This window comes from Blautia sp. HCP3S3_C12 (assembly GCF_052064155.1).
Taxonomy (GTDB): Bacteria; Bacillota; Clostridia; order Lachnospirales; family Lachnospiraceae; genus Blautia_A.
This window is the reverse complement of record NZ_JBQHWC010000002.1, coordinates 188907-202027: the sequence shown is the minus strand read 5'-3', so window position 1 is coordinate 202027 and position 13121 is coordinate 188907. Positions and strand designations below refer to the sequence as shown.

General features: G+C 41.3%; 16 protein-coding genes and 3 pseudogenes. 8 read left to right on the top strand and 11 right to left on the bottom strand.

The window, feature by feature from the left end:
- The first annotated feature begins 4 nt into the window (after window positions 1-4).
- From ACTNDS_RS03085 to ACTNDS_RS03050, 8 genes and pseudogenes are all read left to right on the top strand, one after another.
- Complete coding sequence (locus tag ACTNDS_RS03085; RefSeq protein ID WP_441033543.1) at window positions 5-634, top strand: rubredoxin-like domain-containing protein; 630 nt, start codon at window positions 5-7, stop codon at window positions 632-634.
- Window positions 635-636: 2 nt separating this feature from the next.
- Window positions 637-1206, top strand: a pseudogene (locus ACTNDS_RS03080) (4Fe-4S binding protein); the annotation flags it as partial.
- Between the two features lie 18 nt (window positions 1207-1224).
- Entirely contained in the window at window positions 1225-1785 is a 561-nt protein-coding gene (rbr, locus tag ACTNDS_RS03075; RefSeq protein ID WP_441033857.1) for a rubrerythrin, read from the top strand.
- Window positions 1786-1805: 20 nt separating this feature from the next.
- A pseudogene (locus ACTNDS_RS03070) lies at window positions 1806-1895 on the top strand (ferritin); the annotation flags it as partial.
- Between the two features lie 88 nt (window positions 1896-1983).
- Window positions 1984-3201, top strand: a complete 1218-nt coding sequence (locus ACTNDS_RS03065) for an NAD(P)/FAD-dependent oxidoreductase (protein ID WP_441033540.1) — start codon at window positions 1984-1986, stop codon at window positions 3199-3201.
- A gap of 1 nt (window position 3202) precedes the next feature.
- Entirely contained in the window at window positions 3203-3418 is a 216-nt protein-coding gene (locus tag ACTNDS_RS03060; protein WP_235249362.1) for a hypothetical protein, read from the top strand.
- Window positions 3403-3786, top strand: a complete 384-nt coding sequence (locus tag ACTNDS_RS03055) for a cytochrome c biogenesis CcdA family protein (protein ID WP_441033537.1) — start codon at window positions 3403-3405, stop codon at window positions 3784-3786. The genes ACTNDS_RS03060 and ACTNDS_RS03055 overlap by 16 nt, the downstream gene beginning before the upstream one ends.
- A complete protein-coding gene (locus ACTNDS_RS03050) occupies window positions 3755-3985 on the top strand; it encodes a hypothetical protein (RefSeq protein WP_441033534.1) in 231 nt (76 codons plus the stop codon). The genes ACTNDS_RS03055 and ACTNDS_RS03050 overlap by 32 nt, the downstream gene beginning before the upstream one ends.
- A 28-nt stretch (window positions 3986-4013) precedes the next feature.
- Here ACTNDS_RS03050 and ACTNDS_RS03045 read toward each other — a convergent pair whose 3' ends face one another.
- The 11 genes and pseudogenes from ACTNDS_RS03045 to ACTNDS_RS02995 form a co-directional block, all read right to left on the bottom strand.
- Complete coding sequence (locus ACTNDS_RS03045; RefSeq protein ID WP_441033531.1) at window positions 4014-4478, bottom strand: hypothetical protein; 465 nt, start codon at window positions 4476-4478, stop codon at window positions 4014-4016.
- Entirely contained in the window at window positions 4475-4939 is a 465-nt protein-coding gene (locus ACTNDS_RS03040) for a DUF3990 domain-containing protein (RefSeq protein WP_441033528.1), read from the bottom strand. The genes ACTNDS_RS03045 and ACTNDS_RS03040 overlap by 4 nt, the downstream gene beginning before the upstream one ends.
- A gap of 149 nt (window positions 4940-5088) precedes the next feature.
- Window positions 5089-5271, bottom strand: a complete 183-nt coding sequence (locus ACTNDS_RS03035) for a hypothetical protein (RefSeq protein ID WP_441033526.1) — start codon at window positions 5269-5271, stop codon at window positions 5089-5091.
- 400 nt (window positions 5272-5671) lie between these two features.
- Window positions 5672-5929 carry a DUF3791 domain-containing protein gene (locus tag ACTNDS_RS03030; RefSeq protein ID WP_441033523.1) on the bottom strand — a complete coding sequence of 86 codons (258 nt, stop codon included), beginning with the start codon at window positions 5927-5929 and terminating at the stop codon, window positions 5672-5674.
- A 436-nt stretch (window positions 5930-6365) separates the two neighbouring features.
- Window positions 6366-6530: a hypothetical protein gene (locus ACTNDS_RS03025; protein WP_279206925.1), complete on the bottom strand. Its 165-nt coding sequence runs from the start codon at window positions 6528-6530 to the stop codon at window positions 6366-6368.
- A gap of 54 nt (window positions 6531-6584) precedes the next feature.
- Window positions 6585-8438 carry an ATP-binding cassette domain-containing protein gene (locus ACTNDS_RS03020; RefSeq protein WP_441033520.1) on the bottom strand — a complete coding sequence of 618 codons (1854 nt, stop codon included), beginning with the start codon at window positions 8436-8438 and terminating at the stop codon, window positions 6585-6587.
- A gap of 3 nt (window positions 8439-8441) precedes the next feature.
- Window positions 8442-8627, bottom strand: a pseudogene (locus ACTNDS_RS03015) (cysteine peptidase family C39 domain-containing protein); the annotation flags it as partial.
- 74 nt (window positions 8628-8701) lie between these two features.
- On the bottom strand, window positions 8702-9013 hold the full coding sequence (locus tag ACTNDS_RS03010; RefSeq protein WP_441033517.1) for a hypothetical protein: 312 nt from the start codon (window positions 9011-9013) through the stop codon (window positions 8702-8704).
- A gap of 375 nt (window positions 9014-9388) precedes the next feature.
- Complete coding sequence (locus ACTNDS_RS03005; RefSeq protein ID WP_441033514.1) at window positions 9389-10516, bottom strand: GGDEF domain-containing protein; 1128 nt, start codon at window positions 10514-10516, stop codon at window positions 9389-9391.
- Window positions 10517-10669: 153 nt separating this feature from the next.
- Window positions 10670-11983: a phosphodiester glycosidase family protein gene (locus ACTNDS_RS03000; RefSeq protein WP_441033511.1), complete on the bottom strand. Its 1314-nt coding sequence runs from the start codon at window positions 11981-11983 to the stop codon at window positions 10670-10672.
- A 34-nt stretch (window positions 11984-12017) separates the two neighbouring features.
- Window positions 12018-12953, bottom strand: coding sequence for a DUF2971 domain-containing protein (locus ACTNDS_RS02995; protein WP_441033508.1), 936 nt, complete (start codon window positions 12951-12953; stop codon window positions 12018-12020).
- Window positions 12954-13121 lie beyond the last annotated feature (168 nt).

The window sequence follows — 13121 nt, the reverse complement described above, 5'->3', positions numbered from 1 at the left end:
ACCTATGAAACAATATGTTTGCGGCATTTGTGGATATATTCACGATGAAGCTGTCGGTGGCAAGTGGGAAGACCTACCTGCCGATTGGAAGTGTCCTGTCTGTAAAGCAGGCAAAGACGCTTTCAAACCCAAAGAAGAAAAAACAGAGTCACAGGAGGTCCTTGAAAAGCCCCATGTGGACAAGGAACTCTCTCCCATGGAAATGAGCATCATCTGCTCCAATCTGGCCCGTGGCTGCGAAAAGCAGTATCTGCCCCAGCAGGCAGATGATTTCAGAAAACTGGCAGAGTTCTTCAGAAGCAAGGCTGCGCCCGTCGAGGAGGCCAGCACAGCCAAGCTGCTGGAACTCATTGACAAGGATTTGTCTGTAGGGTATCCCTATGGCAATGCTATAGCCGGTGAAAAGCCTGATCGGGGTGGTCTGCGCTGTCAGGTGTGGAGTGAAAAGGTTACCCGAATGCTCCAATCTCTGCTGACTCGATATGAATCTGAGGGAGACAAGATGTTGGAAAACACCGGTGTCTGGGTTTGCACGGTCTGTGGTTTTGTCTATGTTGGTGACATAGGTCCGGAGCTATGTCCAGTGTGTAAGGTTCCCAGTTGGAAATTTGAAAAAATGGAAGGGAGGGCATAACTATGGCTGAAAAATATGCAGTAAGAAATCTTCGCTTGTGTACCAAGGATTGCCTTTGCCTCTATGTCTGCCCAACCGGAGCGACTGATACAGAGAACAGCATCATTGATCCTGAAAAGTGTATCGGCTGCGGTGCCTGTGCCGAAGCCTGTCCATCCTCTGCAATCTCTATGGTTCCAAAAGAACTGCCGCCGCAGCAGCCGAAAGAAGAAAAAGTTGTCGAAGCACTTCGTGGCTTAGTTCAAAGCAAAGCCAAGGCAGAGAACATTGCTTCGCAGCTTCCTGATGTCTTGAGCGTCGCTGTGGAAAAATCCTCTCGCCTGATGGCTGAGGATCTGTGCAGAGAAGCCGGCTTTATGCTGCCTCAGAGCAGCAACACCAGATCGTTTCTGGAAAGTATTAAAACGTATCCCGGCATTCCTGTGGATGCTGTGGAATCTCTGTTAAAAAACATTCAATTCAATGAAAAAATGGAGGAAAAGAAAATGGAAAAATGGAAATGCACAGTCTGCGGTTACATTCACGAAGGTCCTATGACACCTGATTTTAAGTGCCCTGTCTGCAAGCAGCCTGCCAACAAGTTTGTGAAGATTGAGGATGCTGCGGCTCCTGCAAAGAATCCCTATGCAGGCACCAAAACCGAGAAAAATCTGTGGGAAGCCTTTGCTGGTGAATCTCAGGCACGCAACAAATATACTTACTTTGCTTCAGTAGCCAAGAAAGCCGGTTACGAGCAGATTTCTGCTCTGTTCCTGCATACCGCACAGAACGAGATGGAGCACGCCAAGTTGTGGTTCAAAGCTCTGGGCGAGCTGGGCGATACTGCCGAGAACCTGCTCCATGCTGCTGAAGGTGAGAACGCCGAGTGGACGGATATGTATGACCGCATGGCTCGTGAAGCTGATGAGGAGGGATTCCATGATCTGGCTGAACAGTTCCGTGGCGTAGCTGCCATTGAGAAGATGCACGAGGAGCGCTACCGCAAGCTTTTGAGCAACGTGGAGACCATGCAGGTGTTTGAGAAGAGCGGCGTTACCATCTGGGAGTGCCGTAACTGCGGACATATCGTAGTAGGAACCAAGGCTCCTGAGATCTGCCCTGTCTGCAAGCATCCTCAGGCATTCTTCGAAGTGCGCGCGGAAAATTACTAAATAATTTGATTTCCAAAATTGAACTCTTTGGCTCCGATCCCAAGAGCTTGTATATGCTCAATCAGGAATTGGCAGCACGAATTTACTCTGCTCCTTCTTTGGTTCTTTAATCACTATAGCCTATAGATGATGGAAGTATAAAAGGCAGTATGCCGCCTGTCGGTTTCCCGGCAGGCGGTTTTTTACAGGAGGATGCCTATGATTCAAGATAATGTCAGCTTTACCTTTTTACATCGCATAGAGGAAGTAGAACTGAACATTGAGGATGGATGCTGGCAATCTGCTTTGGCATTGGCGCTGACTTTGCCTGATATTTGTGGCGGAATTGCTTTCCCAGAAATTGTAAAGCGTTATCGGGATGGGCGTGCTGTTCTGGACAGAAACCAGAGACCAACTCGTGATGTAGGAAATCAATATATTCGTTGGTTTGATACATACGCAGCACCTTTCTTTAAAGTCTCTGCGCAGGATATCTCGCCCTATATCTGCGGAGAACGATGCTGGCAGCTTCGCTGTGAATACCTACACCAGAACAAAGGCTTTGCAAATACTGAGGACAATTCTTCGATTCGTTTTCACCTGGGCGTGAATTGCGGAACCTCAGTTTGTCAACTGGATAGAATTGGTTCTGACAATAGCCTTACGGACATCCGTATCGATATTGAACAGTTTTGCCGAAGAATGTGCCAAGCGGCCAGAGGAACGGAGCGGTTTGGTGTGGAAACCAAGCTGACTGAGGTGCTGTCTCTGGAACTGTCAGGTTCTGTAAAGAAAGCTGTGACCAGCGAAGGCGCTATGTACGCAAAATCCATCGTATTGGCTACAGGAGCCGGTCCCAGAGAGCTGGGTGTTGATGGGGAACAGGCGTTAATCGGTAAAGGTGTCCATTACTGTGCAGCCTGTGACGGAATGTTCTATCGGAACAAAACGGTTGTCATCGCAGGAGGTGGCAATACCGCTGCGGCGGATGCGCTGATTCTCTCCCATATCTGCAAAAAAGTCATCGTCGTCCACCGCAGAGGCACCCTAAAAGCAACAAAGATCTACCATGAACCTTTGATGAAAACAGAAAATGTAGAATTTCTCTGGGACAGTGAGATTATAGCTCTGCTCCATAACGAAAAGCTGACCGGTATCCAGATTAGGAACGTGAAAACTGGAGAAGAAAGTACCCTTGCTTGCGATGGTGTATTTGTAAGCGTGGGAAGAAAGCCTTCCACCGAATTGATGAAAGATCAGATTGAGATTGATCCGGCTGGATACATTATTGCAGATGAGAGTACCCGCACCAACATCCCCGGTGTGTTCGCCGTTGGGGATGTCCGCACAAAGGCATTACGGCAGGTCGTAACTGCTGTAGCCGATGGGGCAACTGCTGTTCACTATGCAGAGGAATATTTAGCAGGAGGAATGTGAGATGAAAGAAAAAATTAAAAAATGGCTGAAGCCAGTTCTTTTTACCGCAGGCGGCGCATTAGTTGGCCTTGCATATTACTACTTTGTGGGATGCCCCACTGGAGCTTGTCCGCTGACTTCTAACCCGTTCATCACGATGGCCTATATGGGCTTTATCGGCTGGCTGTTGTCCGGTATTTTCGGAAAGGGGTGCAGCGGTTCATGCAATACGCAGTAGCTTTCCTGGAGGGCATTATCACCTTCATATCACCCTGCCTGCTTCCCATGCTGCCCATCTATATCTCCTATTTTGCAGGTGGTGGAGAACGCAGCACAAAAAAGACCTTGTTGGGAGCGTTGGGATTTGTTAGTGGGTTTACTGTAATCTTTGTGGCAATGGGCACTTTGGCAGGCACCATTGGCAGCTTCCTGCGAGAATACAAAGGTGCAGTGAATTTAATTTCCGGATTGATAGTAATTCTTTTTGGCCTCAATTTTCTGGGCATTTTCAAAATGAATTTGTTCAGAGGCGGCAGTAAAACATTAAACAGTCGTGAGATGGGGTTCTGCCTTGATGCTGGCCTCTCAGCAGGGTCATGTAATTAAAGGTATGCTGATGCTGCTTTGCTATTCGTTGGGACTTGGCATTCCTTTTCTTCTCAGTGCTATTCTGATCGACTATTTGAAGTCAGCCTTCAACTGGATTAAAAAACACTACCGGATCATCAATACTGTCAGCGGCTGTTTCCTGATATTGGTGGGTATCCTGATGGCAGCAGGAACGCTGGGACATAGCACCATATGAACAGGGTTAAATTATGGCAGATCAAAGCTTACAGCATTTCATTTTCCCTGTAACTCTCATAAATATATGAAGGATTTTCATAGTACACACTGCTGTTGTAATCATCAATTTTCTGGCTGATAAAAGAATTATATACTTTTATCAAAGCATCAATGATGCTGAGTTTTTCCCCCTGCGCCACCTGTTTAATCAGTCTTTTATATACCTTTCCTATGTCCCAATGGGATGGGATTGCATACCTGCACTCTCCGACATTATCAAACGTCCCATTTATGATTTCTGCATCCTCTATGAAGTCATCACTTACTCTGTCAATATTATCACAGTGGTAAACATCCGCCAGATCATATATTTTCTGCAGTCTTTTTTTACCCAGCTTATTAACAACGTCTGTTCGGGTATTTTTTGTTTTTCTGGCAATATAATCAATCAAACTGCAGGTAAAAAACAGGTCGTTATCCTTTTGATTTTCTCTTCCAATCTGATTTGTCATTCTTTCACCTCTTCATATCCTCTATAGGTCAGGCTCTTTAAGGCCTGACTTGTACAAAACGCAATCTGATGTGTAGGATATTTAAACTTCACCAATACCCAAAACTGCTCCCTTGTAATTACTCCATCCATATAATCTGCAATATAATTATAAATCTGATCATCTGCCATTGCTCCTATCACAATGTCATAATCGTGACTTTCTCCACTCCTGCAGGCAATAATAAAATCAAGCCACTCATCCGTCATTTCCCGGAATTCTTTTATATTTAACTTCGGATCAAGTTTGACTTCATAAACAGAAACAATCTTTGTATTATACCGTTTCGACCATCTTTGTTCCTGTTCTTTTATTATAGTACAGTAAAATCCGGTACCAAAATCTTTCGTATTTCTTCCGGCACGAATCTCCGGCTCTTTTACCGGCTTGTAACCTCCATGATATACTGTCATTTTTGCCATAAAACATCTCCTGTTGTCTTTTCCTTATGTCAACACTTTCCATCAGGCATATTCCTGTTCCATTATCTAGTATTACCTTTTATTGCTTCATTGATAAAGGCAGAGAAAAATCTCTGCCCCGTAATACTTTCTGCATTTATATGAGACCCTCAAGCGAATTCTTTTCGTGAAAGCTCCCGTACTTCCTCAAAAGAGAATCCTGTGTATTCTGCAATCTTCTCCAGTGACAGAAACCCATCCTTTAGCATCCTTTTCGCAGACGCCACACTGGTTTCTTTTATTGTTTCATTCCTCATGTCTTCCATGGCTTTGCACATAACCAAATTATTCACCTGTTTCTTCAACTACACGCTTAATATGATAAACAGGCATCCCCTTTCCCATCACATCATTAGTTATATCTGGACCGTTTCGCATCTGCTCCTTTATAAGAACGCTGGACTTCAATATTATACTCTTTTCCCGAACTGTAATTCTTTTATTCTTATCTTATCACACCCCAATATCTGTTTCAAGAATATCCCACTGTTCTTATTATAATACTATTCTTTTTCCCATTGACTCTGCTATCTTTTTAATCTTATCAACAGAGTAATCCGTATATTTCACTATCTTTTCTATCGGCTCGTTATCTTCCAGCATCAGTTTTACCAGAGACATATTCTCTGGATATGTGACACATCTCTGTATGTCTTCCTCTGGTTATCTTTATCTGTACTGCAGCAATTTCTATCAGTCCGTACCAGATTTGGAAGCAGCAATTTCTTCCTTATACACATCTATCCCCTTTCTCGCAAGGAACTCATCAATGTCTTCCAAAACTGCTTCATCTCCCTCACAATGAAAAATTCCATAGCCCGCTTCAATGTAACCGAATACATTCATTTTTTTAAATACTTCAACAACTTTATCAATAGGTAACTGCCATTCTTCTGACGCGAGCCTGATTAATCTCGTCTGCATAAAGATAATCTCTGACTTTTCGTTCACGATAAAATTCCCCTCGCTTTCAATCAAATATACACTCACTGTAAAGCACAACTATAAAACTTTGAAAATGATAACAAAAAATCGACCTCGTATTTTGCCCTTACAGGCGTTTTATGAATCTCTTCCCAAGTCAAATAGGGTAAACATAAAAAGCCTCTTAAAAAGGCAATTAACGTGTTTTTGCGAACACGCCCCCAAAATCGATTTTTTAAACACCTATATTTTTTATAATTCTTTGAAACTCCATACTGGACAACACTTCCAAAAAATTATCTTCCGTCCATAAATATCCTGTCCTCATCCGTAAGAATCGTATCTGCGTTATCAATAACAATGAACTTGTCACGGCAAGCTTCCAGACTTTTATGAAATCACAAGCGTAATACGGTTGGTAAATTCGAGAGAATATTCAAATGGCTATGCCTGAAACTCAATTTTATGATATATCATCTTCCACTCTCCTTTTATATTCTCTGCTCCACCATTTTTCATATCCATTTTTTCCGGTAACTATTTCCTTGCCATTAAAATACAAATCATTCTTCAAAATCCATTCATCTGAATCTTGCTTCTCCGTATACAGATATATCAAATCGCCCACATCCCTTCCATTGACAATCATAATAAAAGTTATCTATTGAATACAGTATAGCATTCACGTAAAGTAAAAACAAATAAAAAAATAAGTCCTTTCTCTCCCATTACCATGGATTTCCGACACCACTTTGACACCATTTTGACACCACACACTGAATTCCTCGTGAGTGCCTCTCTCTTTTATCTGACCATGCTCTAACACAATAATTTCATTACAGTCCCTGATCGTAGAAAGACGATGTGCAACTACTATCGTAGTAATTCCACGGTTTTTGATTGCCTTGGTGACTTCATATTCTGTTTTAGCATCCAGGGCTGACGTTGCCTCATCCAAAATTACGATTGTAGGGTCTCCTGCCAAGACTCTTGCAATTTCAAAACGCTGACGCTGACCACCACTAAAATTACGGCCTCCTGCATCAATCTTGTGTTCATACCCTCCCGGACGCGCCATAATATCCTGATAAATCTGGGCATCCCGAGACGCAAGGATCACTTCATAATCCGTAATGCTCTTATCCCACATTTTGATATTTTCCGAAATACTATCCTCAAATAAGGTGATCTCCTGATCAACAACAGACAGCGAACCTGAAAACGACTCTCTTGGTATCTCAGTTATCTTTTTCCCATCGTAAAGGATTTCTCCCTCCCACGGTTCATAGAGCCCCGAAATCAGCTTTGCAATCGTAGATTTTCCGCAGCCGGATGGTCCTACAAAAGCAACTTTATCTCTGGGATGAATGATCAGATTAAAGTCTTTCAGAAGTGGCTCCTCCAATTTCGAGTATCCAAAAGTCACATGCCGAAGTTCTATTGTTCCTTTCAGCTTCTCAAATTCAGTAATATCATCCTCTGAAAACGTCTTTACATAACTGTTGTCAGAAGCATATTTCATAACATCCTGTACACGTTCCATAGAAGTACGTGTTTCCTGAATGCTTTGTCCAATATCAAGCAGGCTTTCCACAGGCATCATGAATTGCTGAAGCAGACTCTGAAATGCCACAAGCATACCAACACTGAATTTTCCTTTCATAATCAGCCACACACCAATGGTAAGAATTGCCGCATTCGACAATTCCTGAAGCAAAACCGGAATACTCAGAAAGAAGCTGTCATTTCTTAACTGCTTTACTGTCTGGATATTTGCTGAAACCTGAAATCCAGCCCATCTTTCAAAGAACCCATTCTCTGCACCTGAGCTTTTAATACTCTCTATCATATCAATTCCTGACATAGTTGCAGAATCCACTTTACTTTCATCCCTCATACGAACTCTGGTAGTTTCCACCCGCATATGTGATGCGATCTGAGACGCAAGCAGATTTAACACAATCGCAATACAACCTACAAAAGTCAAAACCACACTGTAACGTATCATGATTATAAAATAAAAAAACAACAGTATAATCTGGATAAACACCGGAGCTATTTTTGCGATCAAAGTCTCTGCAATCTGATCATTCAGTTTTTGTCTGCCTGCAAGGTCTCCCACCATTCGTTGTGCATAAAAATCCATGGGCAGATGAAGCATATGCCACATAAATGAGGCATTTGATACAATAGCAAGCTTTCCTTTAATCCTATAAAGATATATCTCATTAAGAAAACCAACAATCATTCGGAATATAGCAGTGAAAAACATTGCCACCAGAAGCATTACCAGCCAATGCATATTATGTCCGGGCAAAATCTGATCCGTAAATATTCTGGCAAACACGGGAGTAACCAAGCCTGCAAAAGCAACAAGGGACGCCGTAATCATTACAAAAATCACAGAATCCATTGTATTGGCCAGTCTATCCTTCAAAAACTTAAATACACTTTCCGGCTTTCCGCCCGTCTCAAAGTTTTCTCCTGGTGTGAACTCAATACATACTCCTGTAAAAGAATGATCAAATTCTTCCATTGTTACCTTGACCGTTCCACGTGCAGGATCATTAATTACAGCTGCATTTTTGGTAAAACCGCATAACACAACAAAATGATTAAAGTTCCAATGGATAATTGCAGGATAAGTAACATTCTCTTTTACTTCGTCTACTCCATATCGATGCGCTTTTACCTCCAGCCCATAACTTCTTCCGGCTTTTGCAATACTGGAAGCTTTGCTTCCATCTGCATAATAACCGGAACTGTGATTCTTTTTTTTCTCTTTTTCATAGCACGCTCCTAATCCAAAATAAATTGAATTGGTTTCATTTCGGCTGTTGTAATAATAACTGTTGCCAGCATATTTGAGGGAATGTCTTCTTCCACTATAACCCGAACTTCATAAGAATAGTTTCCATCAAGCACATTATCCGCAAGCCAGTCTTCTGATATTTCAGCACGAATTTCTTCCTGTGAATAAGGATTCTGACTCACAGCTTCCACTTTGCCACTGATACTTCTTCCATCAGGCAGTGTAATATTTGCCTTACATCCTATCAGGTTTGTATTACAGATATTATCGCTACCAGAAGTGCCGCCATAATTAACCAAACCTTCGGATGAGACACCTTAATATATGCATCTAATTGTTCCGGAGATTCAACACGATCAAGGCTTTCCCTTCGAAATATACTCTGTTTATCCACTTTTTCATCCTCCAGTATGCAATTTGTTTATCATACCATCTGACTGATGTTGTATTTTTATCATTTGTTTATTATTATATCATATAGGTTGAGTTTCAATAATCCACATTGCCCCATTCACTCACTTTCAATACCCACATTATGTACGAAAAATAATGCTCCGGTAAAAAACTCTGATTAATGCTGTAATTCAAAAGGGTCAGCACAGCTGACCCTCAGGCTCAAATACCTCCAAAAAGGTATCGCATTTTCAATTACAGAATAAGTATTTTCCTATACTTTATTGTCGTGAACTGTTTGATTTCTTTAACAAATGATACTTTCTTTTTTCCTCATACATTTTCTCATCCATATGCATTAGAAAAGCTTCTGTATCATCTCCTGCTCCAAATTCTGCGTATCCCATGGATACACTTAGAGTAAATGGTTCTATCTTGGATTCATTAAACTGGGATAGATTGTGATTGATCTCATCCATTGTTGCTAAGACACGCTCTGTATCAACCCCCGACAGCAACACAATAAACTCATCTCCCGCATATCGAATTGCTATACCACCATCTGGTATAGATCTTAAAAGTATGTTTCCCAGCGTACAGATAGCCTTATCTCCCATACTATGACCAAAATTGTCATTGAGATACTTAAAGTCGTTGACATCCATCATGATTCCATATAATGATTTCCCGATTGTAATTTTCCTTTCAGTAAGTACTGCATTAAGATATCTTCGATTATATAATCCGGAAAGCTCATCCATATATAAATTCTCTGCATATGACTGCATCTGCACAAATATCAATGCAACCGCAACCAATACCCATGACGATGTGATTCCATAAAAGAGAAACTGGATAAGCACTCCTGCAAAACAAGGACCAACGAAATATATCACAGGGAAAAAATTCAGATTCATCCCTTGTTTCTTGGATTGATGCACTAGGTATATACTGTATGCAAAGTATATTATAAGCGAAATATATCCTACTATTGCGCCTGCTGCTCTCTGATATATATTTCCCTCAGATATTTTAAACATAATCCCTGTTCCAAGCAGATTACATAAAACCATAATTACTTCTACAACCCACGGAAACATCACAAATCTTGCTTTTTTGAATATCCTCTTATAATTTCGATAAATGCGCAATTCAACATACAGACACCAAAGAAGCCCTATACTAACTGTACCTATAAAGCATATACTATTAGAGACATAATTTATTTGTCTGCTGCCAATAAATTGTTTTCCATCTACTAGAAAAGCAATTGTCTCAGACAATGCACCCAGTAAATTTACGATTGCCATTCCATCATATATTTTATCACCTACGTGAAGACTCTCTCTGTTCTTTCGTCTGCAAAGCAAAAGGAACCACATCATTAACACGGTTAATCCGTTTGCCATTAGTATTTCTTCTAAAACGATTATTGTTATCCCCTCCCATCGCGGACTGTATTGAATCATTTTGCCGAAACCAGAGTTTTATCAGCTATGATTATAATAGCACCATGTACCAACAAAAACAACACATTAGCACTTCTAAGATGTCCGAACGGATCATCGGGTAAAGTAAAGAAAATCTGCGCAGGGGCGCTGGGTATTTCCAATCAGCCTGTTCATTACTTTTCCATTAAAGTACAGGGTCGCAGAACCGCCGCCATCCAGGTTGTAAGCATAAGTACAGCCATAGGATTTAAAAATATTGACCATATCCCAGTGATTCAGTCCTGAGTAATTTCCAGTGTCTGTTACAAGGAGTACATAGTCATTGGGCTTTACCATCCCTACTGCTGTACGGGGATAATATTTCTCTGTTTCTGCCCAGGGCAGCTGTGCTGCGCCATCCTTAATCAGGATCGGTCCGAAGTTATAGGTATCTTTTACACCTGCTGCCAGCAGATCTTTTCCCATAAGGCCCTGGGCAGGGGTATAGATCGTTCCGTTATTTTTGACTGCCATAACAGAATAACTGGTCATGTAATCACCGTAGAGAATCCCATTTTTGATGCACATGCCAAGAGGAGAAGGTTTTCCTGTACCATAGTCAAAAGCACTGCCGTTTACCCCGATGATTCCGCCATTGGAGGATACTGCTGAGGAAGTAGTCTGGCGTTCCCCACCGTAGGTTCCGTTGGAAAGTGCAGATCTCAGCTGTTTGGGACTGGCAGTTTTTATATGCGCAGCCCAGTAAGAAATACCGTGGACAGATTTACGCTCCAGCTTAATATTCAGGGTGCTGCTTTTATATGTATAGGTGTTTCCGCTCTGACTGACTGTTGGCTTTGCATCTGAAGATTTTACACGTTGCCCCTTCGCATTGACATAATATTTTCCTACCCAGGTATTCTTTGCCATCACTCCTGTTTTCTTGCTGAAATAGTAATAATATTTGCCTATCTTCTGCCATCCCTTTGCCATGGTGGAATTGCTGAGGAAATAGTATTTTTTTCCATTTTGAGTAAGCCACTGGCCGGCGATTGCTACACCGGATTTATTGAAATAGTAAGTATATTTATCACCCGTCGCCCAGCGATTGCGGAACATAGCTCCGTTTTTACGGTTATAATAATATTTGTTACCGGAACGCTTCATCCATCCGGTGAACCGTTTGCCATTAGAATTGCTATAGTAATAATATCCCTTGTATTTAAAAGAACCGCAGACGAGACGGCCTTTGGAATTGTAAAAATAGTAGTCTCCGCCTATTTTCTGCCATCCGGTTTTCTTAGATGTAATGCTGACAGAGGTTTCATTCTGTTTGACGTAGGCTGCTGCCTGTACGGAGGCTGTACTCATAAAAGTTCCCGCCGCCAGAAATAATGTGAGCATAAGAAATACTGCCAGCTTCCTGAAAAATAATTTTTCCTTCATATTTGTCATCTGCCTTTCCCTGATGTATGATACTTTAACGATAGGTTCCCTGTGATTTATTTACCTGACAATCCGAAAGGCCCAGTGTAGCCAGATAAAACTCCATATCCCGCTGTGACATCAGGCATTTCGGCCCTATAACAACCTCTCTGATCAGCTTTTCAAAGCAATCTGAAAAGTCAAAATCCACATAGGATATGAGCTGATTTTCCCTGACATAATAAGAATAATTGTGCAGGCGGGCTCCCTGGGAAAGCTTAACCTCTCTTCCCATGAGAAATTGCTTAGGAGAAAACTCACATAAGCGGATTTCACTTTCTTCTCTGAAAAAAGGATTCTTCATATAAACTGATTCCTGAAATAATTCCATAAATTTTCTCTCAAAACAGCTCATAACATTATCAAGCAATTCTATTTTACAGTCCTGGGAGTTCTTAGCATTTTCCGAATATTCCCTTTCTTTCTGCAGCATTTCCTCAATTTCAGCAATCAGTTCCTTCACGATCTGATGCACAACCTCCCGCTGCTCTGCCTCAGAATAACTGATCTTATGTAATGACACAATGGATGGCTTCGAAATCTCCGGTGAGACTGTGGTAATCTCCTTCAGCACATCCAGATCAAATCCAATGGCAGCTCCCCGTCCGTCATCTGCGTACCCGCGCCACTGGCTGAGCAGATCATTCTGATAGGAAAAACAGGTTACATAATATCTGAAATCCGCATAATTTTCATCGAAAAATTCATCTGCAAACAACTTCACATAACCCCTGAATCTCTCCGGTGAAATACAGGCTTTGAACAAATCCGAAGTATTTTTATATGCTTTTTTAAATTCCGCTTCATAATATCGACAGATCCAGCTGATCTCCATGGAATCATTGGATTTCAAAATATTTGTCAGACGAAGAGAGCGATGTTTCAAAATAGAATTAAATGAATCCAAGCTACAATAGTGATATACGATCATATCTTTTCTCCTTCTGTGAATGTCTGTTTCTTTATAAAATAGCAATAAGCCAAAACATATGCCGAAAAATTTATAATAATAGAATATATTTATTATAACAGATATATTTTACAAATCTGTAAATTCAAGGAAACGTTATAAATCACAAAAGCCGCTGTATATCCCACA

Coding starts and splice junctions, on each gene's coding strand:
- ACTNDS_RS03085 (WP_441033543.1), top strand. CDS start 5: ATGAAACAATATGTTTGCGGCATTTGTGGATATATTCACGATGAAGCT.
- ACTNDS_RS03065 (WP_441033540.1), top strand. CDS start 1,984: ATGATTCAAGATAATGTCAGCTTTACCTTTTTACATCGCATAGAGGAA.
- ACTNDS_RS03060 (WP_235249362.1), top strand. CDS start 3,203: ATGAAAGAAAAAATTAAAAAATGGCTGAAGCCAGTTCTTTTTACCGCA.
- ACTNDS_RS03055 (WP_441033537.1), top strand. CDS start 3,403: ATGCAATACGCAGTAGCTTTCCTGGAGGGCATTATCACCTTCATATCA.
- ACTNDS_RS03050 (WP_441033534.1), top strand. CDS start 3,755: ATGCTGGCCTCTCAGCAGGGTCATGTAATTAAAGGTATGCTGATGCTG.
- ACTNDS_RS03045 (WP_441033531.1), bottom strand. CDS start 4,478: ATGACAAATCAGATTGGAAGAGAAAATCAAAAGGATAACGACCTGTTT.
- ACTNDS_RS03040 (WP_441033528.1), bottom strand. CDS start 4,939: ATGGCAAAAATGACAGTATATCATGGAGGTTACAAGCCGGTAAAAGAG.
- ACTNDS_RS03020 (WP_441033520.1), bottom strand. CDS start 8,438: ATGGAAGAATTTGATCATTCTTTTACAGGAGTATGTATTGAGTTCACA.
- ACTNDS_RS03005 (WP_441033514.1), bottom strand. CDS start 10,516: ATGGCAAACGGATTAACCGTGTTAATGATGTGGTTCCTTTTGCTTTGC.
- ACTNDS_RS03000 (WP_441033511.1), bottom strand. CDS start 11,983: ATGAAGGAAAAATTATTTTTCAGGAAGCTGGCAGTATTTCTTATGCTC.
- ACTNDS_RS02995 (WP_441033508.1), bottom strand. CDS start 12,953: ATGATCGTATATCACTATTGTAGCTTGGATTCATTTAATTCTATTTTG.